The organism is Kosakonia beeri, assembly GCF_054165705.1.
The window spans coordinates 316558-335914 of record NZ_CM135106.1; the positions used below are offsets into that span (position 1 = coordinate 316558).

The window sequence follows — 19357 nt, forward strand, 5'->3', positions numbered from 1 at the left end:
TTACTCTTCTGCCGCCAGGCATTGTAAATGGCCGTGGCGCACGCCGCGCTGGGCGATAACGTCGTCGGCAAAATGTTGAACGTCACCCATTTTGCCTTTCAGCACCGCAATCTCTAAACAGTCGTCGTGGCTGATGTGCACATGCAAGGTGGCGACAGATAAATCGTGATGATGATGCTGCGTGGCGACTATGCGGCTCGCCAGATCGCGTTTCTCATGTTCATACACATACGAAAGCACGGCGTAGCCCTGCTTTTCATTGTCCTGCGCGGACTCCTGCGCCAGCGTGCTGCGCAGAATATCCCGCAGCGCTTCCGAGCGGTTGTTGTAGCCCCGTCGCTGGCTCAGGTTATCCAGCGTTTCGAGCAGGTCATCATCCAGCGTGATGGTCACACGTTGCATGGTTGTCTCCTTTGTAATGAGCGCGGCAGAGCGGGCAATACCGCCTGTTGCAGGGTTTGCCCCGCCTGTGAGTGAAAATGCAGCGGCGTAGCGACAGTGACAGTTTCCACCATTGCGCCGTTGTCCATGACGATAACCCGCTGGCAAAAACGTTCTACCAGGCGTAAGTCGTGAGTAATGAACAGGCAGGCGACACCGGACTGCTGTTGCAGGCGTTTCAGCAGGGCGATCATGCCGGCCTGCAACACCAGGTCGAGGCTGGACACTGCCTCGTCAAGGATCAGTAGCGTGGGTTCTACCGCCAGCGCCCGCGCAAGGCACACGCGTTGCAACTGGCCGCCGCTCAGTTGCGGCGGGCGCTTGTCTAACAAGGCATGATCCAGTTCGACTTCATCCATTAAGCGCGTAATGCGTAGCTGTTGCTCCGTTTTTGACAGCGTCAGCAGGTGGCGTAGCGGCTCACGCAAGATATCCCGCACGGTATGCCGTGGGTTCACGGCGCTTATTGGGTCCTGAAAAACCATTTGTATGTCGCGGCGAAAGGCGTTGCGGGCGCGGGCATTGAGCCGGGAAAGCGGCGTTCCCCGCCAGATCACTTCACCCTCATCGGGGGATTCCAGCCCCACCAGCAGCCGCGCCAGCGTACTTTTGCCGCAGCCGCTACGCCCCAGTAAGGCCACGGTTTCGCCGCTCCCGAGCTGTAGCGAGATATTATTCAGTACTCGCTGGTGGCGGTAAGTATGGGAAAGACCCCGCACGTCAAGCAGGTTCATTGTGTTAACTCCATGCCATACAACGCCAGATGCGCGGCCACTAACTGGCGCGTGACGGGGTGCTGCGGCGCGCGAAACAGCGCCTCTGCCGTGCCGATTTCGATAATCCGCCCGTTATCCATTACCGCCACCTCATCAGCCAGCCGCGCCACCACGCCCATATCATGCGTGACCAGTAACACGCCGGGCTGGCGTTCACGCACAATGCGATCCAGTAAATCGAGGATCCGTGCCTGTGCCACGGCGTCCAGGTCAGTGGTGGGTTCGTCGGCAACGATATACGCTGCTTCGCTCAGCAGTGCCATCGCCATCATCATGCGTTGCAGCATGCCGCCGCTCATCTCGAACGGATAAAGCGTAAGGACCCGTTCTGCGTCTTCCAGCCCGACATCCTGCAGCGCAGCGACCAGCGTGGCGTGGTCGGCAGGCTTCCCTAATGCCTGGCAGGTTTCACGCGCATGCCCGGCCATCGTACGTAGCGGGTTAAAGGCGCTGCGAGGGTTTTGCATTACCGTGGCGACGATCACGCCGCGAAGCGACTGGGGCGTGACGGGCTTATTGTCGGCCAGCAGCCGGCCAGAGGTCTGCCGCACGCCAGCGGGCAGTACGCCCAGCGCTGCTGCGCAGGTTAGCGACTTGCCGCTGCCGCTGCCGCCGACCAGCGCCAGCACGCGCCCACGCTTGAGGGTGAGCGAGACATCGTCCACCAGCGGTTTTTCGGCGTGCAGCGAAATATTCTGCAAACTCAGTTGTGCGGGCATCAGTGGACGTGCTCCGTTTCCAGATGGGGATCGAGGTGGTCGCGCAGCGCGTCACCCACCAGGTTAAACGCCATAACGCTGATAAACAGCGCCAGGCCTGGCCACAGCATTTGCAACGGCTGCGTCCAGATATATTGCCGGGCGTCATTGATCATTACGCCCCATTCCGCCGTCGGGGCGGTTACGCCCAGGCCGAGGAATGACATGCCCGCCACGTGCAGCATCATGTGGCCAATATCCAGGGTAGCCAGCACCAACAGGGAGGGAACGACGGCACCCGCCAGATGATCGCGAAACACCTGCGGGTAACTGGCGCCGCTTAAGCGCGCAGCCAGCACATACTCGCGGCTGCGCAGAGAAATCACAAGGCTGCGTACCATGCGGGCGTACCACGCCCAGTGGGAGAGGGCGATGGCGATAATCACATTCGTCAACCCGGTTCCGAGCACGCCAACCATAAAAAACGACAGGATCGAAGTGGGAAAGGTCATGAAGATATCCGCCACGCGCATAATCGCCTGGTCGATCCGCCCGCCCAGCAGCCCGGCGCAGCCTCCGGCGGTTAAACCGATCGCCAGCACCAGAAGCAGACAGAGGATCACCGATCCCAGCGAAACGCGGGTCGCGGCCATCAGGCGTGAAAAAATATCGCGTCCGAGATGATCGGTGCCGAGCCAGTGCTGGCTGCCTGGCGGCAGCAGGCGGGCCGGTAAATCAATGCCTTGCGGATCAAAAGGCACCCACCACTGGCAGGTCAGGGCAATACCCAGAAGTAACAGCAGGAGCAGTAACGCAACACGCACTGGCCAGCGGGTGGTGTGAAGAAAGTGCATCAGTGTGCTCCTTCATGATGGCGGATACGCGGATCCAGCGCGGCGTTGAGCAGATCCACCAGCAGGTTGCACACGACGAAAACCACCACCATCACCAGCGTAAAACATTGGATCACCGGATAGTCGCGGTTAAAAATGGCAGACACCGCATAACGTCCGATGCCGGGCCAGGCGAAGATGCTTTCGATAATCATTGTGCCGCCAATGAGCTCGCCAATGTGCATCCCCAGCGCGGTGATCACCGGCAATCCGGCATTGCGCAGTATATGCCGCCGCTCCGTCTGCTTTTCGCTTAAACCACGCAGACGCGCCCAGGTAACGTGGCGCTGCCCGGCGACGTCCAGCATGCTGGCGCGCAGCAAACGCGCATTAATCGCCAACGACATGAATGCAATCGACACCGCAGGCAGGATCAGGTGTTGCCATCCACCGTAGCCCATCGCGGGGAGCCACTGGAGATGCACCGAAAAGAACATTACTAACAGGAAAGCCAGCCAGAAGTTCGGCATTGAAACCCCGAGAAATGCCACAGCGCGGACGGCAAAATCAGGCAGGCCATCGCGGTGGCGCGCAGCCCAGATACCGAGTGGTACCGAGATGAGTAAAATCAGCACCAGCGCCGCGCCCGCCAGTTGCAGCGTAGCGGGCAGAAAGTGCAGCACATCGTCCAGTACCGGGCGCTGGGTAGCATAAGAGAGGCCGAAATCCAGATGCAGCGCGCGCCACAGCCAGTGGAAATATTGATCGACCAGCGGCTGATCCAGCCCCAATTGCAGGCGGGTCGAGGCAATCATCTCCGGCGTGGGCGGCAGATTCGACAGCCGCAAATAATCCATGGCCGGATCCCCTGTGCCCAGGCGCAGCAACAGGAAAATCACTACTGACGCGGCAACGATCATCGGGATCAACAACAGCAGGCGCTGGCATAAATAGCGGCTCATTTCGTGGCGTCCGGGACGATCTGATCAAAAGGGATCTCAGAGGCAACAGGGGCAAAAGGAATTGGCCCCAGGCCCGGTTTTGCCACGACCATCATGGAGATATAGCTAATGGGCAGGTACACCGCGTCGTTATGCAGCCGGGTAAGGATATCGCGGTACAGCGCCTGACGCGCCGTCTCATCCTGAGTGGTCAGCACCTCACCAATCTCGTGATCGATGAGCGCTTTATCGGGCAGACCGCGTTGCGCCTGGTAATCCGCATGAGACGGCACGCGCATGGAACTCATAAACGCATGGGGATCGTAGGGCGCGCCCCAGGTGCGGTTGAAAATCATGCCGAATCGGCCATCGCGCTGGCGCGCGTAAATGCTGCTCTCCTCTTCGCCAACCAGCGCCACGTCGACGCCGACCGCGCGCATATTGGCCTGCAGGATCTCAGCCATTGATTTACTCAGGGCATCGGTGCCGATATAGGCCAGCTCAAGATGTAAAGGCTGACCGGCTTTCTCCCGGATGCTTTTCCCGGCGGGTAATTGCCAGCCGGCTTTTTCCAGCAGTGCGCGCGCCTGCGCCGGATCGTACTGGCGTGCCTTCAGGCCAATATTGGCATACGGCACTGACGGGGCAAACAGCGTGTCGGCAACCTGCTGTGTACCGTACAGCGCCCCCTCAACCAGCGTTTTTTTATCGACCGCATAGTTTAGTGCTTCGCGCACCGCCAGTTCATCGGTGGGCGCACGCGCTGAGTTCAGCGCCAGCATCACCGTTTCCATGGGGGCGGAAAGTTGGGTACGCCACGCCGGGTTCTGGCTGAAGCGGGCAAACGTATCCAGCGGCAGTAACCCTTCATTGCCGTAAAGCATGTCGATATCGCCAGTTTCAAAGGCTACGGCGCGACTGGTCGGGTCCGGGATAACTTTCACGATGATTTTGCCTGCTGCGGGTTTCTCCCCCCAGTAGTGCTCGTTACGCACCAGCACGTCGTACTGGTTAAGGCGTGACTCCTGCAAAATCCACGGCCCGGTGCCAATCGGTGCGTTAATGCCGTGCAGGGTTTCGTGATTTTTAAACTGCGACGGGGCGATAAAGCGAAACGGGCGGGGAAGGGCGAGTTCTTGCAGGAAAGGATAATAGGCACTTTTCAGGGTGATTTGTAACTGGCTGGGGTTGAGGGCTTTCACATCGGTGATTTGATTTGCCAGCTCCAGCCATGCGTGGCGCGGGCGGTTATCCAGCACTGCGCGGAAGTTTTCTGCTGCGGCCTGGGCGGTAAACGGCTCGCCGTTCGAAAACTGTACCCCCTCGCGCAGCGTGAAAATCCAGGTTTTGCCATCATCGGAGTGGGTCCAGCGTGTGGCGAGCCAGGGTTTGACGCTGCCGTCGGCCTGGTACTTCACCAGCGGTTCGTAGACCATGCTCTGGGCGAACATTTGGTTTGGGGTGTAGAGATGCGGGTTTAGCGGCCCGACATTCACCGGCCAGGCGGTGGTCAGTGTGGGTAGCGCTGCAGAAGCAGCAAAGGATGCGCAGAGCAGCAGCAGAGCGCCAGCGTGGCGATAGAAAGACACGGTCGATTCCCTGTCGAAAAGAGTGGCGAAGAAGTATGACGATTTTAGATATTCATCATACGAATGGTATGTTCTGGATCAAAAACCTTTCTTCTAAAAGGGTTTTACCGCACAACCTGCAGAGTTAGCATGCAGGCAGTCTCTTAACGGGAAGCCAATCACGATGACAGTAACGCTCAATTTCCTGGCGGCCGGCAGCCTGAAGCGGGCATTCACCCCGCTACTGGCCGCCTTCAGCGAACAGTACGGTGTCGCGGTTGAGGCGAGCTTTGGCCCGGCGGGGTTGCTGCGGGAACGTATTGAGGCGGGCGAACCCTGCGCCAGGCTGCTTTTTCCAGCTACTGAGCACACCCACCACATCGTCGGCGGCATTGAGCTGCACCAGCAGGTTCAGGGTCTGGTGCTGTAAAACCACCACGCGGGTGACGCGGTCAGGAAGGGTGACCTGGCGGCCAGGCTGGTCGGTAAGGGTGCGTTCTGCATGCGCAAACACGCTGACGCAGGTCAGCGTTGCGCCCAGCAGGAGAGACAGGATTTTCGATATGGTATCGCTCTGAAAGGGAAATTTCGGTATGTATTGGATTATATAGCAGTCCTTCCTGCAAACGATTCATACCGGACATTCAGAGGTATGCCGGGTCGCCAGACACTTAGCGTTCATTTTTAAACAGGTGCAACAGCATCCCGACCTGCTCATCCAGCGGTGCGAGATCCTTTTTCACAATCAGATGCAACGGTGTAGCGCGTCGCGCGCCGTGGCTTAATGGCAGGCGTTGCAGCACCCCGCTTTCCAGCAAAGGCTGGATCCGTTCTTCTGGCAGCCAGCCGTAACCGACCTGATATTGCACCGCTTCGACGGCGGCATCGATGGTGGAAAAGGTCCAGGAGGCTTGCGTTGCCGGGCTTTGCCCATCGTCACTTTCGGCAATGCGGATCTGCGGCCACGCAGCAAGCTGGGTTTCGCTCACCTGCCCGGCCGCGCACAGTGGATGATCGCGGTGCGCCACGGCAACAAAATCGATATTCATCAGCCATTCGCCGCGCCCGGTCATGTCCTGGCGGCGGGTTAAAATCAGCACATCTGCCTGCGCGTAGATCGGCAGTTCGCTGGAGGCTGTTTCCAGCACCTCGGTCAGGCGAATCCGCGTTTGCGGGTAACGTTGCCGGAACTGGCGCAGAATGGCGAATAACCGCGCGCGGGGGAAAATACTATCCACTACCAGGTCCAGCCGCGTGCGCATGCCATTACGCAGCGTGGCGGCATGCGTTTCCACCCACTCAAAGGCTTTAAGCAGGGGTTTAACCTGATTCAATAGCAGTTCACCTGCTGGTGTCAGCACCGCGCGGCGTCCTTCCTGCATCAGCAATGCCACCCCCAAACGCTCCTGCAACAGCGCCAGGTTATAACTTACTGAGGACTGGCTGCGGTGTGTCTCTTCTGCGGCTTTCGCAAAGCTGCCTCGTTCCACCACTTTTTGCAGCAGTGCCCATTGTTCGAGGGTTGTCTTGTGCATGAATCATTTAAAATTTGAATGAATTTGATGCAAATATAGCGTTATTCATTGGATTTTTGCAGGCGTAGGATCACCTTATCAACACAGAGGAGACAAAAAATGAGCACCTTTGATAAACATGATTTGAGCGGTTTCGTCGGCAAACATCTGGTTTATACCTACGATAATGGCTGGAATTACGAGCTTTACGTGAAAAATGACACCACCCTTGATTACCGCATTCATAGTGGGATCGTGGCGAACCGGTGGGTGAAAGATCAGCGAGTGTTTATCGTTCGTGTGGGCGAAAGTATCTATAAAATTTCCTGGACAGAACCGACCGGTACCGATGTCAGCCTGATTGTGAACCTTGGCGATCGCCTGTTCCACGGCACGATTTTCTTCCCGCGGTGGGTCATCAATAACCCTGAAAAAACCGTCTGTTTCCAGAACGATCATATTCCGCTAATGGAGTCTTATCGTGCGGCTGGCCCGGCTTACCCAACCGAAGTAATTGATGAATTCGCCAACATTACCTTTGTGCGCGACTGCGGTGCCAACAATGAGAGCGTGATTGCCTGCGCGGCCAGCGAGTTGCCTGCCGGTTTTCCAAAGAACCTTCAGTAATTGCTTAACGCTATTTAATATATTTCAACCGTTACAATTGAAATAATTTATTGCATAACAGTATTCTCTCTTTTTGCTTTGTTGCAGTGCCGTTTAAAATAAATGAGACAACGCTCATGTATACAATACATGAGCGTTTTGCATGACACTTTTATGACAACAATCACATTTAACTCCCGTTTAAGTTTATACTAACTATCTGTTTTATATCAATATTAAAAGTAATGTACATTACTTTCTCGCCGTTTTTCTTAATCTTGTCCTAATATTCTTTTGATAATATTAAAAATCAGCTGTCATTAATGATATTCGCTACAACCGGACGTTTATTATATTTCGGTTTAACCTTCATCTGCCATTTTACTCGAGATCCGCAAAGTTTCTTTGTGGGGTTCTTTAACGCGTTTGTGACGCAGGGAAAAAATGATGAGTGATTTTTTACCGTTCTCCCGCCCCGCAATGGGAGAGGAAGAGCTTGCCGCGATTCAGCAAGTGCTGGCATCTGGCTGGATCACGACTGGCCCCAAAAATCAGGCTCTGGAAGAGGCGTTCTGCGCCTTAACCGGCAACCGCCACGCCATTGCCGTCAGCTCGGCAACCGCCGGCATGCACGTGACGTTAATGGCGCTGGGTATTGGCGCGGACGATGAAGTCATTACGCCTTCCATGACCTGGGTTTCCACACTCAATATGATTGTGTTACTGGGGGCGACCCCGGTGATGATCGACGTCGATAAAGAGACGCTGATGGTGACGCCAGAGGCCATTGAGGCAGCGATCACCCCACGCACCCGGGCGATTATTCCGGTGCATTACGCGGGTGCTCCGGCAGACATCGACGCCATTCGCGCGGTTGGCGAGAAACATGGCATTCCGGTCATTGAAGATGCCGCCCATGCCGCCGGGACGTTGTACAAAGGCCACCACGTAGGCGGTCAGGGCACGGCGATTTTCTCCTTCCACGCCATCAAGAATATGACCTGCGCCGAAGGCGGGCTGGTGGTGACGGACGACGAGCAGCTGGCTAACCGCATTCGCAGTCTGAAGTTCCACGGTCTGGGCGTTGATGCTTACGATCGTCAGACACACGGTCGTGCCCCGCAGGCCGAAGTCATTTCCCCCGGTTTCAAATACAACCTTGCTGATATTAATGCGGCGATTGCACTGGTGCAGTTAGGCAAGCTGCAGAACGCGAATGCACGTCGGCAGGAGATTGCTCAGCGCTATTTGCGCGAGCTGGCGGATACGCCGTTCCAGCCGCTGGCGCTGCCAGACTGGCCTCACCAGCACGCGTGGCACCTGTTTATTCTTCGCGTTGATGAACAGCGTTGCGGCATTACCCGTGATGCGCTGATGGAAACGCTGAAAGCGCAGGGCATTGGCACCGGGCTGCATTTCCGTGCGGCGCATACGCAAAAGTATTACCGCGAACACTATCCTGTCTCGTTGCCCAATACCGAGTGGAACAGTGCGCGCATTTGCTCTATCCCCTTGTTTCCGGACATGACTCATGACGACACAACCCGCGTCATTGACGCGCTCCATCACATCGCAGGGCGCTGATATGTTTACTCTGCCGCTTGTAGAAAAAGTCTCCGTGGTGATCCCCGTTTTTAACGAAGAAGAGAGCTTACCGGAGCTGATTCGTCGTACCACGACCAGCTGCGACACGCTGGGTATTGATTACGAAATTCTGCTGGTGGATGACGGCAGTAGCGATAACTCCGCGCAAATGCTGACCGCAGCGGCGGAAGAACCGGGCAGCCATGTCGTGGCCGTATTGCTGAACCGCAACTACGGGCAACATTCGGCAATCATGGCCGGTTTCAGCCATGTGACAGGCGATTTAATTATCACGCTGGATGCCGACCTGCAAAACCCGCCGGAGGAGATCCCGCGCCTCGTGGCGAAGGCCAATGAAGGCTACGACGTGGTGGGTACGGTGCGCCAGCATCGGCAGGACAGTCTGTTTCGCAAAATGGCCTCACGCACCGTTAACCGCCTTATTCAGCGCACCACCGGGAAAGCGATGGGCGATTACGGCTGCATGCTGCGCGCTTACCGCCGCCATATTGTCGATGCCATGCTGCACTGCCACGAACGCAGCACGTTTATTCCGATCCTGGCCAATACCTTTGCCCGCAAGGCCGTGGAAATCCCCGTGCAGCACGCCGAGCGGGAGTTTGGTGATTCGAAATACAGCTTTCTGCGCCTGATCAATCTGATGTACGACCTGGTGACGTGCCTGACCACCACGCCGCTGCGCCTGCTCAGTGTTTTTGGCAGCGTGATTGCGCTGGCCGGTTTCTCGCTAGCGATGCTGCTGGTGGTGCTGCGCCTGGCATTCGGCCCGCAATGGGCGGGCGAAGGGATGTTCATTCTGTTTGCCATCCTGTTCACCTTCATCGGCGCTCAGTTTATCGGGATGGGGCTGCTTGGCGAGTATATCGGCCGTATTTATAACGATGTCCGCGCGCGTCCTCGCTACTTTATTCAACGTGTTGTTCGTCAGGAGCATGACGCTCCGCAAGAGGAAAAAAACCAATGAAAGCTGTTGTCTTTGCTTACCATGATATGGGATGTGTTGGTGTCCAGGCGCTGATTGATGCCGGTTTTGAGATTGCGGCGATTTTTACCCACCCGGACAACGCCAGTGAAAATCACTTTTTTGGTTCGGTTGCCCGTATCGCTGCCGAACGCGGCATTCCGGTGTATGCGCCGGAAGAGGTTAACCATCCGCTATGGGTCGATCGCATTCGCGGCATGAACCCGGATGTCATTTTCTCGTTCTATTACCGCAACCTGCTTTGCAGCGACATTCTTAACAGCGCACGCATTGGCGCGTTTAATCTGCATGGCTCGCTGCTGCCTGCCTATCGTGGCCGTGCCCCGCTGAACTGGGTACTGGTCAACGGCGAAACAGAAACCGGTGTGACGCTGCACCGTATGGTCGAACGTGCAGACGCGGGCGGCATTGTGGCCCAGCAGCACGTGACGATTGCCGACAGTGATGAAGCGCTTACGCTGCACCGCAAACTGAGCGAAGCCGCGCAAAGCCTGCTGCGCAGCGCGCTGCCCGCTATTAAGAGCGGCACATTTAGCGAAACCGCGCAGGATGACAGCAAAGCGAGCTATTACGGCCGCCGTACGCCGGAAGATGGCCGCCTCGACTGGGAAAAACCGGCGCAAACGCTGCATAACCTGGTGCGCGCCGTTTCCGATCCGTGGCCGGGTGCGTACAGTTTTGCGGGCACGCACAAATTTATCGTCTGGAAGTCCCGCGTGCGTAATGACCTGGCACCGGCCAGACCGGGTACCGTGCTCTCTGTTGCGCCGCTGGTGGTGGCCTGTACGGATGGCGCGCTGGAAATCCTGACCGGTCAGGCGGATAACGGCGTTTATATGCAGGGTGCGCAACTGGCGCAGTCGCTGGGTCTGGTCGCCGGTGCGTTGCTGACCAGTAAACCGGTGGTGGCGGTGAAACGCCGTACCCGTGTTCTGATCCTCGGTGTGAACGGTTTTATCGGTAATCATCTGACGGAGCGTTTGCTGCGCGATGATAACTACGAGATTTACGGTCTGGATATTGGCGCCGACGCCATCAGCCGTTTCCTCGACTGCCCGCGCTTCCACTTTGTTGAGGGTGACATCAGCATTCACTCTGAGTGGATCGAGTACCACATTAAGAAATGCGACGTTGTGTTGCCGCTGGTAGCGATCGCGACACCTATCGAATACACCCGTAACCCGCTGCGTGTTTTTGAACTCGATTTCGAAGAAAACCTGAAAATCATCCGCGATTGCGTGAAATACAACAAACGCATCATTTTCCCGTCCACCTCCGAAGTGTATGGCATGTGCACCGATAACGTGTTCGATGAAGACAATTCGAACCTGGTGGTGGGGCCAATCAACAAGCAGCGCTGGATCTATTCGGTTTCGAAACAGCTGTTGGATCGGGTGATTTGGGCCTACGGCGAGAAAGAGAACCTGCGCTTTACGCTGTTCCGTCCGTTTAACTGGATGGGGCCGCGCCTGGACAACCTGAATGCGGCGCGCATTGGCAGCTCGCGTGCGATCACCCAGCTTATTCTCAATCTGGTGGAAGGTTCGCCGATCAAACTGATCGAAGGCGGTAAACAGAAACGCTGCTTTACCGATATCAGCGACGGCATTGAAGCGCTGTTCCGCATTATTGAAAACAAAGATGGGCGTTGCGACGGGCAGATCATCAACATTGGTAACCCGGACAACGAAGCCAGTATTAAAGCGCTGGCGGAAATGCTGCTGGAAAGCTTTGAGAGACACCCGCTGCGCGATCGCTTCCCGCCGTTTGCCGGTTTCCGCGAAGTGGAAAGCAGCAGCTACTATGGCAAAGGCTACCAGGATGTGGAGCACCGTAAGCCCAGCATTCGTAACGCCAAACGCTGCCTGAACTGGGAGCCAAAGGTCGATATGCGCCAGACCATCGATGAGACGCTGGATTTCTTCCTGCGTACTGTCGAACTCACCGATGAGAAAAACGCATGAAGTCAGTCGGCTTACGCATTGATGTCGATACCTTTCGTGGCACCCGAGACGGTGTGCCACGTCTGCTTCAACTTCTGAAAAAGCACAACATTGAGGCGAGCTTTTTCTTTAGCGTCGGGCCGGACAATATGGGGCGCCACATCTGGCGCCTGCTTAAGCCGCAATTTTTATGGAAGATGCTGCGCTCGCGCGCGGCATCGCTCTACGGCTGGGATATCCTGCTGGCTGGCACCGCATGGCCGGGCAAAAAAATCGGCGAAGGCAACGCGGAGATCATTCGTGCAACGGCGCTTGCGCATGAAATCGGGCTTCACGCCTGGGATCATCATGGCTGGCAACGCTGGAGCGGCGTCTGGGATCAGGCGAGGCTGGAGGCGGAAATCGAGCGTGGCCTGTTGGCGCTGGAGATGATTATTGGCCGCGCGGTAACCTGCTCTGCGGTGGCGGGCTGGCGTGCGGATCAGCGTGTCGTGAAGGCCAAATCGGCGTTCAACTTCCGCTACAACAGCGACTGTCGCGGTACGCACCCTTTTCGCCCGCAGCTGACGGCGAATACCTGCGCCGTGCCGCAGATCCCAGTCACGCTCCCCACATGGGACGAAGTGGTGGGAACGCAGGTCGATGCCGCGCACTACAACCGCTTTATCCTCGATTGCATGCACCGGGATAACGGCACGCCGGTTTACACCATTCACGCCGAAGTGGAAGGCATTGTCGGCGCAGAGGGGTTTGACGAACTGTTAACAATGGCCGCGCAAGAAGAGATCGCCTTTTGCCCGCTGAGTCAGCTGTTACCGGCAGATGTCAGTACGCTGCCGGTGGGCAAGGTGGTGCGCGGAGAAGTGGCTGGCCGGGAAGGCTGGCTGGGTTGCCAACAACTGTTGAGTACAGAATGAAATCCATTAACACCTCGATGCTGGCGCTGGTCGCTCTGTTTGCACTCTATTACCTCGTTCCGCTGGAGTATCGCCTGCTCTGGCAGCCGGATGAAACACGCTATGCGGAGATCAGCCGGGAGATGCTGAACAGCGGCGATTGGGTAGTGCCGCATTTTCTCGGCCTGCGCTATTTCGAAAAGCCGATCGCCGGTTACTGGATTAACAGCATCGGCCAGTGGTTGTTTGGTCACTCAAACTTTTCTGTGCGCTTTGGCTCGGTATTCTCCATTACCGTTTCGGCGCTGCTGACAGCGCTGCTGGCGTGGAAAATGTGGCGTGACAAACGCCTTGCCGTGTTGTCGGGTGTGATCTATCTGACGGCATTTCTGGTGTATGGCATCGGCAGTTATGCCGTGCTGGACCCGATGATCACGCTGTGGTTGTCGCTGGCAATGTTGAGTTTCTGGCTGGCAGCGCATGCGCAAACTCGTGGCGGCAAATTTGCCAGCTATGCATTGCTTGGCGTGGCATGCGGAATGGGAGTTATGACCAAGGGATTCCTTGCGCTGGCAGTACCGGTAATTGGCGTGCTGCCGTGGGTGTTTACGCAAAAACGCTGGAAAGAGGTGCTGACGTGGGGCTGGCTCGCTATTGCCTGCTGCGTGCTGACGGTGTTGCCCTGGGGGCTGATGATTGCCGCGCGCGAAGCGGATTTCTGGCGCTACTTCTTCTGGGTTGAGCATATTCAGCGTTTTGCCCAGCAGGATGCGCAGCACAAAGCGCCGTTCTGGTATTACATTCCATTCCTCATTGCCGGTAGCATGCCGTGGCTGGCGCTGCTGCCCGGTGCGCTGAAATCCGGCTGGCTTGGGCGCAATGAGCAAGGGCAACCGGCATTTTATCTGCTGGGTTGGGTGGTGATGCCGCTGCTGTTTTTCAGTATCGCCAAAGGCAAATTACCGACCTATATTCTGCCCTGTTTCGCGCCGCTGGCGATCCTGATGGCGCGTTATGCGCTCTCGCTCGCACAGATAAAAGGGCGGACATTGCGAGTGAATGCGTGGATTAACCTCGCGTTTGGCGTCGCGGGGCTGATTGCCGTGGTGGTAGTGGCTCCCTGGGGGCTGCTGAAGCACCCGGTGTGGACGCAGATTGAACTCTATAAAGTGTGGCTGGCGGCTTTCGCTTTCGGCGTCTGGGCGCTGTTTGGCTGGCTCGCCAGCCGTGCCAGCGACCAGCGCTGGACGTTCGCGGCCATCTGCCCGCTGGGACTGGCTCTGGTCGTCGGGGCGGTGATCCCGGACAAAGTCATGAACACTAAACAGCCGCAGTTTTTAATCAATTTTGTCAATGACGCGCTGGCACCCAGCCGCTATGTATTGACGGATAATGTTGGCGTGGCGGCAGGGCTGGCCTGGGAACTAAAACGTTCGGATATCATTTTGTATGGATCGCAGGGTGAGCTGACTTACGGCCTTGCTTTTCCGGACGCAAAAGGGCGCTTTGTTAGCGAGGCTGATTTCAGCAACTGGTTGGCGCAGCATCGCCAGAAAGGTATTGTCTCGCTCATATTGCGTCAATCACAAGCGGATGATTTTACCCGGCTGCCTCTTCCGAAACCGGATAACGTCTATGTTCAGGGGCGTATGGTCTTTATTCAGTACTATCCACAATGACAAGCTGGTTCTTACTTGCGCTGGCAAGCCTGTTGAGCTGCGTCGGGCAGTTATGCCAGAAACAGGCAACACGTCCTGGCAAGGCCGGGGATCGTGGCAGGCATATCGGCCTGTGGCTGGGGCTTGCGCTGGTTGCGCTTGGCGCGAGTATGGCGCTGTGGCTGCTGGTGCTGCAGCGCATTCCGGTGGGCGTGGCGTACCCGATGCTCAGCCTCAACTTTATTTGGGTGACGCTGGCGGCGCGCTTTATCTGGCGTGAGCGGGTGACTGCCCGCCATGCGGTGGGCGTGACGTTGATCATGGCAGGCATTGTGTTGCTGGGGAGTTCGTTATGAAAGGCGTTTACTGGACGCTGGGAAGCGTTCTGCTGGTTAGCATGGCGCAGTTGTTGCTGCGCTCGGCAATGCAGGCACTGCCGCCGGTGACGTTATCGTGGTCGTTTGTTAGCGCCGTACTGCAACCCCAAAAAGGGACGTTGCTGTTGTTGCTCGGGCTGCTGGGGTATGTTGCGTCGATGGGATGCTGGTTTTTCGCCCTGCACCGCCTGGCGCTGAGCAAAGCCTATGCCCTGCTCAGCCTGAGTTATATTCTGGTATGGGCTGCCGCGATTTGGCTGCCCGGCTGGCACGAAGCGTTTTCATGGCGCGGCGCGCTGGGCGTGCTGGTGATTGTGGCTGGCGTGCTGGTTATTTTTCTGCCGGAAGGATCGCGAGCTGCGCCGCCGAAAGCGTAAACGGGGTGGGCGTACAGACGGACAGACAGACCTCATCGAGTTGGCAATGACTGACGTTCAGGTTGGGCGTGTTGCGGCTGTCGACGCTCACGATTTGCCAGGCGCTGCCGCCGCGCTGTTTGATGATAGCCTCTTTGCGCGTCCAGATCGTCCAGAACGCCTGTAATTGCTGCGACGGGGGCGCCTGGTCAATTTCGGCGTGCTCCGCCTGGCTAAATACCGCGTTGGCCAGGGTTCGCCAGTTTTCGCGCGGGCGGATCACTTCAATATCGCAGCCCACTTCTCCTTCATCGCTTAGCAGCAGCGCAATACGATCGCCACTGTGGCTCAGGTTGAACCACAACGGTACCCCGTCGGCGAATGCCGGCTTCCCTTGTTCACCATACACGATGTCCGGTAGCGGAGAGCATTCACGCGCCAGCAGCACGCGCCCGGCCAGCCAGCTGGCGCGACGCTTGCCTTGCGGTGCCTGTTTGATAAGCGCAGACGGAAGTTCGCCTGTGCTCAGCGTGGAGATCGTGCCCAGTACAACCCGATACATAGGTTTATGCCCAGCGTTTAATAATGATGGAAGTGTTAATCCCGCCAAACGCGAAGTTGTTGCTTTGCAAGTATTCGCAGTCTATCTGGCGCGCTTCGCCCTTGATGTAATCCAGCGCTCCGCACTGATCATCTGGCGTTGTCAGGTTTAGCGTAGGCGCAAACCAGCCTTCACGCATCATTTGCAGACTCATCCACGCTTCCAGCGCACCGCAGGCGCCAAGGGTATGCCCGAAATAGCTTTTCAGTGATGAGATGGGAACATTGTCGCCAAAGATGGCGGCTGTCGCCTGGCTTTCGGCAATATCGCCGCGATCGGTTGCGGTGCCGTGTGCGGAAATATAGCCAATATCCCGCGGGCTGAGTCCGGCAATGTTCAGCGCTTGTTCCATGCAGATTTGCATAGTTTCGCGCTGTGGCTGGGTGATATGCGCCGCGTCGCAGTTGGTGGCGAAACCCACAATCTCGCCATAAATGGTCGCGCCGCGCGCTTTGGCATGCTCCAGTTCTTCCAGAATCAGCGTGCCTGCGCCTTCGCCGATCACCAGTCCATCGCGGCTGGCGTCGAACGGTGACGGGGTCGTTTTGGGTTCATCGTTGCGCTGGCTGGTGGCAAACAGCGTATCGAATACGGCGGCTTCAGACGGGCATAGCTCTTCCGCTCCGCCTGCAACCATCACATCCTGGTAGCCGTGGCGGATTGCTTCCCAGGCATAACCAATGGCCTGGCTGCCAGACGTGCAGGCGCTGGAGGTCGGGATCACCCGCCCGCGCAGGCCGAAAAATAGCCCGGTGTTGACGGCGGTAGTGTGCGGCATCATCTGGACGTAGGTCGTGCCGGTGATGTTATTGGTGTGCTTTTCGGTCAGCATGGTGGCGAATTCGCTCACCGGGCCGGTACTGCCCGTGGAGGAACCATAGGCGATGCCGGTATGACCGCTGGTCAGTACCGGATCGTCAATCAGCCCGGCCTGTTCCAGCGCCAGTTCACTGGCGCGGGTGGAGAGCAGCGAGACACGACCCATGGCGCGGATGCGTTTACGGGTGTAATGCTCCGGCAGGGTAAACTCATCAATTGGCGCGCCAAGCAGAGTGTGCAGGCCAGCATAGATTTGCCACTCCGGCATTTTACGCACGGCGTTTTCGTAAGAAAGCAGACGTTTTGCCACGTCCTGCCAGTTCTGGCCAAAGGCGGTGACGCCGCCCATGCCGGTAATGACGACGCGACGTGTCATAACATTCCCCCGTTGATGGAAATAACCTGGCGGGTGACATAACCCGCAATATCCGACATTAAATAACGGGCAAGCCCGGCGACTTCCTGCGCCTGGCCCATCCGTTTCATGGGAATGATGGCCATTGCTTCTTTCAGTGCCGCCTCTTCCATTTCAATCATGCCGGTATCAATCAACCCCGGTGCGATGCAGTTGACGGTAATTTTTCGTTTTGCCAGCTCAATCGCCAGCGCTTTGGTCGCGCCGATAATACCGGCCTTAGCGGCACTGTAATTCACCTGACCACGGTTACCCATCATGCCGGACACCGACGAGAGCGTAATGATACGACCGCCGTTGCGCAGGCCAATCATAGGCATGATGCATGGCTGGATAACGTTATAAAAACTGTCGAGATTAGTGTGGATCACCGCATCCCAGTCGTCGTCACTCAGCGCCGGGAAGGCCGCATCGCGGGTAATGCCGGCATTACTCACCACGCCGTACCACGCGCCATGCTGCGCGATGTCATCTTCCAGAACGCGACGACATTGCTCGCGGTTGCCCACATCGAAACTCAGTAGGCGGCCTGATCCACCTGCCTGCTCAATGGCGTGTAGCGTTTCACGCGCACCATTTTCATCGCGGTGGTAGTGCACACCAATGGTAAAGCCGTCTGCGGCAAGTTGTTGTGCAATCGCGCGGCCGATGCCTTTACTGGCCCCGGTGACCAGAACAGAACGATTCATGCATTAGCCCCTTGATTAAAAAGCGAAGATAACTCTTCTTTGGTTGGCTGGAAGGTGTTGATACGCCCGCTGGATACGGTCTGTTCGCCAATCTGGATCACACAGTCGAAACTGCCGAAACGGGCATCCTGCATCAGCAGACTGACGTGAATATCCAGCTCGGCTGCGGCGGGCAGAACGCCAGCGGCACAGGTCAGTTCCCGTGCGCCCAGAACCATCCCCAGCGCGCTGCTCTCTTCACCGCGCTGATGGCGGTGCCAGCCGGACCAGACTCCGATGGTCTGCGCCATCAGTTCTAGCGCATACCAGCCGGGCAGGTTGCCTGCGGCATCGAGAAAGGGCGTTAGCACGCCGCCGTTACGCACGGTAACCCGGCAGTGGGCGGTATCGTCTGTGATGTTAAGCACTTCGTCCAGCAGGATCATGGGCGCGTCATGGGGCAACCAGACGCCGGGTGTCAGATACTGGCTCATGTCACTCTCCCCAGCAAAATACTGGCGTTGTTTCCGCCAAAGGCGAAGGAGTTGGATAAGATCACCGGGCGTGCCAGTGGTTGCGGCGCTAATAGCAGGCCGCACGGCGGCAGTGTTGGATCGATCGGTCCACGGCTAAAATCCTGGGCTGGCAGCGGCAGGTCGCGCAGCAGGATCAGCGCACTGAGCGCAGCTTCGGTGATCCCTGCCGCACCCAGCGTATGCCCGGTTAAATGTTTGGTGGAACTGCACGGGACGCGATCGCCAAACAGCTTATGCACCACTGCTGATTCGATCTGATCGTTGAGCGGCGTCGCGGTGCCATGCAAATTGATGTACCCCACATCGTCAGGGGTTATACCGGCTTGCGCCAGCGCCATATTGATGGCGCGGATTGCCCCTTCCCCCTGCGGGTGCGGGGCTGAAATATGCCAGGCATCGCTGGACTCGCCTGCGCCCAAAAGCGCCAGCGGGTGCGGTTCGCGGGTCAGCACCATCAGGGCTGAGGCTTCACCGATGGTAATGCCGCAGCGATCGCGGCCAAATGGCTGGCATAACGTAGGCGAGAAAGATTCCAGGCTGTTAAAACCGTTTACCGGCATGCGGCTGAGGGTATCCGCACCGCCAACAATTGCCACATCCGCCAGACCGGCGTCGATCAAGCGGCGGCCATTGATAATGGCGCGAGCGCTGGATGAGCAGGCAGTAGACACGGTAAAGGCCGGGCCTTCCAGTTGCAGCCAGCGGCTTAAGAAGCGGGATGGATCGCCAAGCTCTTGCTGCGGGTAACGCCACGCCGGGCTCTCTTCGCCACGCAGCGAAAGCTGAACGTGCAAATCGCCTTCGTCCAGACCGGAGGTACTGGTGCCGAGGACCACCGCAACGCGGTCGCGGCCATAGCGGGCGATCGCTTCATCTACCGTGGGCTGGATCTGTTCCAGCGCGGCCAGTAGCAGTTGATTGTTGCGGCTGCGGTGGGCATCCATCCGGGGCGGAATGGCGGGTAGCTCGCCCTCAACGCAGGCCAGTACCACTTCGGTTTGACCCTGTAACCAGCCTGCGCGGGTGCGTATTCCGGGTGCGTGGCCGCGCACCAGGTTCGTGGCGATCGCCTCCGGCGAGTCTCCCAGCGCGTTCACCATGCCGATGGCAGAAATGTAGATCAT

The 19357-nt window shown here is 57.5% G+C and carries 21 protein-coding genes and 1 pseudogene; 9 read left to right on the top strand and 13 right to left on the bottom strand.

What is annotated here, in order from left to right; genetic code table 11:
- From nikR to nikA, 6 genes are read right to left on the bottom strand one after another with little or no spacing between them, the layout of a single operon-like run.
- Window positions 1-402: a nickel-responsive transcriptional regulator NikR gene (nikR, locus tag ACUY4S_RS01490; RefSeq protein ID WP_312689839.1), complete on the bottom strand. Its 402-nt coding sequence runs from the start codon at window positions 400-402 to the stop codon at window positions 1-3.
- Window positions 390-1175: a nickel import ATP-binding protein NikE gene (gene nikE, locus ACUY4S_RS01495; protein WP_312689837.1), complete on the bottom strand. Its 786-nt coding sequence runs from the start codon at window positions 1173-1175 to the stop codon at window positions 390-392. The genes nikR and nikE overlap by 13 nt, the downstream gene beginning before the upstream one ends.
- Complete coding sequence (gene nikD, locus ACUY4S_RS01500) at window positions 1172-1936, bottom strand: nickel import ATP-binding protein NikD (protein WP_312689835.1); 765 nt, start codon at window positions 1934-1936, stop codon at window positions 1172-1174. The genes nikE and nikD overlap by 4 nt, the downstream gene beginning before the upstream one ends.
- Window positions 1936-2769: a nickel ABC transporter permease subunit NikC gene (gene nikC / locus ACUY4S_RS01505; protein WP_458023260.1), complete on the bottom strand. Its 834-nt coding sequence runs from the start codon at window positions 2767-2769 to the stop codon at window positions 1936-1938. Before nikC ends, nikD begins: the two co-directional genes overlap by 1 nt.
- Window positions 2769-3710 carry a nickel ABC transporter permease subunit NikB gene (gene nikB / locus ACUY4S_RS01510; protein ID WP_312689831.1) on the bottom strand — a complete coding sequence of 314 codons (942 nt, stop codon included), beginning with the start codon at window positions 3708-3710 and terminating at the stop codon, window positions 2769-2771. Before nikB ends, nikC begins: the two co-directional genes overlap by 1 nt.
- Window positions 3707-5278 carry a nickel ABC transporter substrate-binding protein gene (gene nikA / locus ACUY4S_RS01515; RefSeq protein WP_458023259.1) on the bottom strand — a complete coding sequence of 524 codons (1572 nt, stop codon included), beginning with the start codon at window positions 5276-5278 and terminating at the stop codon, window positions 3707-3709. Before nikA ends, nikB begins: the two co-directional genes overlap by 4 nt.
- Before the next feature lie 163 nt (window positions 5279-5441).
- Here nikA and ACUY4S_RS01520 point away from each other — a divergent pair, with 163 nt between their 5' ends.
- On the top strand, window positions 5442-5687 hold the full coding sequence (locus tag ACUY4S_RS01520) for a substrate-binding domain-containing protein (protein WP_409429813.1): 246 nt from the start codon (window positions 5442-5444) through the stop codon (window positions 5685-5687).
- Here ACUY4S_RS01520 and ACUY4S_RS01525 read toward each other — a convergent pair.
- Window positions 5583-5901: pseudogene (locus ACUY4S_RS01525) on the bottom strand (hypothetical protein); the annotation flags it as partial. The gene ACUY4S_RS01520 and the pseudogene ACUY4S_RS01525 overlap by 105 nt on opposite strands.
- A 27-nt stretch (window positions 5902-5928) precedes the next feature.
- Entirely contained in the window at window positions 5929-6792 is an 864-nt protein-coding gene (locus tag ACUY4S_RS01530) for a LysR family transcriptional regulator (RefSeq protein ID WP_458023257.1), read from the bottom strand.
- A gap of 99 nt (window positions 6793-6891) precedes the next feature.
- Here ACUY4S_RS01530 and ACUY4S_RS01535 point away from each other — a divergent pair, with 99 nt between their 5' ends.
- The 8 genes from ACUY4S_RS01535 (at window position 6892) to arnF (ending at window position 15215) form a co-directional block, all read left to right on the top strand.
- The gene (locus tag ACUY4S_RS01535) at window positions 6892-7398 is read left to right on the top strand and encodes a phenolic acid decarboxylase (protein ID WP_312689825.1); all 507 of its coding nucleotides are present in this window, start codon (window positions 6892-6894) and stop codon (window positions 7396-7398) included.
- Between the two features lie 426 nt (window positions 7399-7824).
- A complete protein-coding gene (gene arnB, locus ACUY4S_RS01540; RefSeq protein WP_312689934.1) occupies window positions 7825-8961 on the top strand; it encodes a UDP-4-amino-4-deoxy-L-arabinose aminotransferase in 1137 nt (378 codons plus the stop codon).
- 1 nt (window position 8962) lies between these two features.
- A complete protein-coding gene (gene arnC / locus ACUY4S_RS01545) occupies window positions 8963-9946 on the top strand; it encodes an undecaprenyl-phosphate 4-deoxy-4-formamido-L-arabinose transferase (protein ID WP_312689932.1) in 984 nt (327 codons plus the stop codon).
- On the top strand, window positions 9943-11928 hold the full coding sequence (arnA, locus tag ACUY4S_RS01550) for a bifunctional UDP-4-amino-4-deoxy-L-arabinose formyltransferase/UDP-glucuronic acid oxidase ArnA (protein ID WP_312689823.1): 1986 nt from the start codon (window positions 9943-9945) through the stop codon (window positions 11926-11928). Before arnC ends, arnA begins: the two co-directional genes overlap by 4 nt.
- On the top strand, window positions 11925-12824 hold the full coding sequence (gene arnD / locus ACUY4S_RS01555) for a 4-deoxy-4-formamido-L-arabinose-phosphoundecaprenol deformylase (protein WP_458023255.1): 900 nt from the start codon (window positions 11925-11927) through the stop codon (window positions 12822-12824). The genes arnA and arnD overlap by 4 nt, the downstream gene beginning before the upstream one ends.
- A complete protein-coding gene (gene arnT / locus ACUY4S_RS01560) occupies window positions 12821-14482 on the top strand; it encodes a lipid IV(A) 4-amino-4-deoxy-L-arabinosyltransferase (protein ID WP_458023254.1) in 1662 nt (553 codons plus the stop codon). The genes arnD and arnT overlap by 4 nt, the downstream gene beginning before the upstream one ends.
- Complete coding sequence (arnE, locus tag ACUY4S_RS01565; RefSeq protein WP_458023253.1) at window positions 14479-14817, top strand: 4-amino-4-deoxy-L-arabinose-phosphoundecaprenol flippase subunit ArnE; 339 nt, start codon at window positions 14479-14481, stop codon at window positions 14815-14817. Before arnT ends, arnE begins: the two co-directional genes overlap by 4 nt.
- On the top strand, window positions 14814-15215 hold the full coding sequence (gene arnF, locus ACUY4S_RS01570) for a 4-amino-4-deoxy-L-arabinose-phosphoundecaprenol flippase subunit ArnF (RefSeq protein ID WP_312689816.1): 402 nt from the start codon (window positions 14814-14816) through the stop codon (window positions 15213-15215). Before arnE ends, arnF begins: the two co-directional genes overlap by 4 nt.
- On the opposite strand, the gene acpT is transcribed toward arnF, so the two are convergent.
- Genes acpT through ACUY4S_RS01595 form a run of 5 tightly spaced genes read right to left on the bottom strand, consistent with a single transcriptional unit; the run spans window position 15169 to window position 19357 of the window.
- Window positions 15169-15756: a 4'-phosphopantetheinyl transferase AcpT gene (gene acpT, locus ACUY4S_RS01575; RefSeq protein ID WP_312689814.1), complete on the bottom strand. Its 588-nt coding sequence runs from the start codon at window positions 15754-15756 to the stop codon at window positions 15169-15171. The two genes, arnF and acpT, sit on opposite strands and share 47 nt — an antisense overlap.
- Window positions 15757-15760: 4 nt before the next feature.
- The gene (locus ACUY4S_RS01580) at window positions 15761-16990 is read right to left on the bottom strand and encodes a beta-ketoacyl-ACP synthase (RefSeq protein WP_312689812.1); all 1230 of its coding nucleotides are present in this window, start codon (window positions 16988-16990) and stop codon (window positions 15761-15763) included.
- Window positions 16987-17718 carry a 3-ketoacyl-ACP reductase FabG2 gene (locus ACUY4S_RS01585; RefSeq protein ID WP_312689810.1) on the bottom strand — a complete coding sequence of 244 codons (732 nt, stop codon included), beginning with the start codon at window positions 17716-17718 and terminating at the stop codon, window positions 16987-16989. Before ACUY4S_RS01585 ends, ACUY4S_RS01580 begins: the two co-directional genes overlap by 4 nt.
- On the bottom strand, window positions 17715-18191 hold the full coding sequence (locus tag ACUY4S_RS01590; RefSeq protein WP_312689808.1) for a hotdog family protein: 477 nt from the start codon (window positions 18189-18191) through the stop codon (window positions 17715-17717). The genes ACUY4S_RS01585 and ACUY4S_RS01590 overlap by 4 nt, the downstream gene beginning before the upstream one ends.
- Window positions 18188-19357 carry a beta-ketoacyl-[acyl-carrier-protein] synthase family protein gene (locus tag ACUY4S_RS01595; protein ID WP_312689806.1) on the bottom strand — a complete coding sequence of 390 codons (1170 nt, stop codon included), beginning with the start codon at window positions 19355-19357 and terminating at the stop codon, window positions 18188-18190. The genes ACUY4S_RS01590 and ACUY4S_RS01595 overlap by 4 nt, the downstream gene beginning before the upstream one ends.

What these genes read in the sequence shown, in the direction of transcription:
- nikB (WP_312689831.1), bottom strand. Translation starts at nt 3,710, where the DNA reads ATGAGCCGCTATTTATGCCAGCGCCTGCTGTTGTTGATCCCGATGATC.
- arnE (WP_458023253.1), top strand. Translation starts at nt 14,479, where the DNA reads ATGACAAGCTGGTTCTTACTTGCGCTGGCAAGCCTGTTGAGCTGCGTC.
- arnF (WP_312689816.1), top strand. Translation starts at nt 14,814, where the DNA reads ATGAAAGGCGTTTACTGGACGCTGGGAAGCGTTCTGCTGGTTAGCATG.
- arnA (WP_312689823.1), top strand. Translation starts at nt 9,943, where the DNA reads ATGAAAGCTGTTGTCTTTGCTTACCATGATATGGGATGTGTTGGTGTC.
- ACUY4S_RS01590 (WP_312689808.1), bottom strand. Translation starts at nt 18,191, where the DNA reads ATGAGCCAGTATCTGACACCCGGCGTCTGGTTGCCCCATGACGCGCCC.
- acpT (WP_312689814.1), bottom strand. Translation starts at nt 15,756, where the DNA reads ATGTATCGGGTTGTACTGGGCACGATCTCCACGCTGAGCACAGGCGAA.
- ACUY4S_RS01595 (WP_312689806.1), bottom strand. Translation starts at nt 19,357, where the DNA reads ATGATCTACATTTCTGCCATCGGCATGGTGAACGCGCTGGGAGACTCG.
- arnD (WP_458023255.1), top strand. Translation starts at nt 11,925, where the DNA reads ATGAAGTCAGTCGGCTTACGCATTGATGTCGATACCTTTCGTGGCACC.
- nikC (WP_458023260.1), bottom strand. Translation starts at nt 2,769, where the DNA reads ATGCACTTTCTTCACACCACCCGCTGGCCAGTGCGTGTTGCGTTACTG.
- ACUY4S_RS01530 (WP_458023257.1), bottom strand. Translation starts at nt 6,792, where the DNA reads ATGCACAAGACAACCCTCGAACAATGGGCACTGCTGCAAAAAGTGGTG.
- nikR (WP_312689839.1), bottom strand. Translation starts at nt 402, where the DNA reads ATGCAACGTGTGACCATCACGCTGGATGATGACCTGCTCGAAACGCTG.
- ACUY4S_RS01580 (WP_312689812.1), bottom strand. Translation starts at nt 16,990, where the DNA reads ATGACACGTCGCGTCGTCATTACCGGCATGGGCGGCGTCACCGCCTTT.
- arnT (WP_458023254.1), top strand. Translation starts at nt 12,821, where the DNA reads ATGAAATCCATTAACACCTCGATGCTGGCGCTGGTCGCTCTGTTTGCA.
- ACUY4S_RS01535 (WP_312689825.1), top strand. Translation starts at nt 6,892, where the DNA reads ATGAGCACCTTTGATAAACATGATTTGAGCGGTTTCGTCGGCAAACAT.
- ACUY4S_RS01585 (WP_312689810.1), bottom strand. Translation starts at nt 17,718, where the DNA reads ATGAATCGTTCTGTTCTGGTCACCGGGGCCAGTAAAGGCATCGGCCGC.
- nikE (WP_312689837.1), bottom strand. Translation starts at nt 1,175, where the DNA reads ATGAACCTGCTTGACGTGCGGGGTCTTTCCCATACTTACCGCCACCAG.
- arnC (WP_312689932.1), top strand. Translation starts at nt 8,963, where the DNA reads ATGTTTACTCTGCCGCTTGTAGAAAAAGTCTCCGTGGTGATCCCCGTT.
- ACUY4S_RS01520 (WP_409429813.1), top strand. Translation starts at nt 5,442, where the DNA reads ATGACAGTAACGCTCAATTTCCTGGCGGCCGGCAGCCTGAAGCGGGCA.
- arnB (WP_312689934.1), top strand. Translation starts at nt 7,825, where the DNA reads ATGAGTGATTTTTTACCGTTCTCCCGCCCCGCAATGGGAGAGGAAGAG.
- nikD (WP_312689835.1), bottom strand. Translation starts at nt 1,936, where the DNA reads ATGCCCGCACAACTGAGTTTGCAGAATATTTCGCTGCACGCCGAAAAA.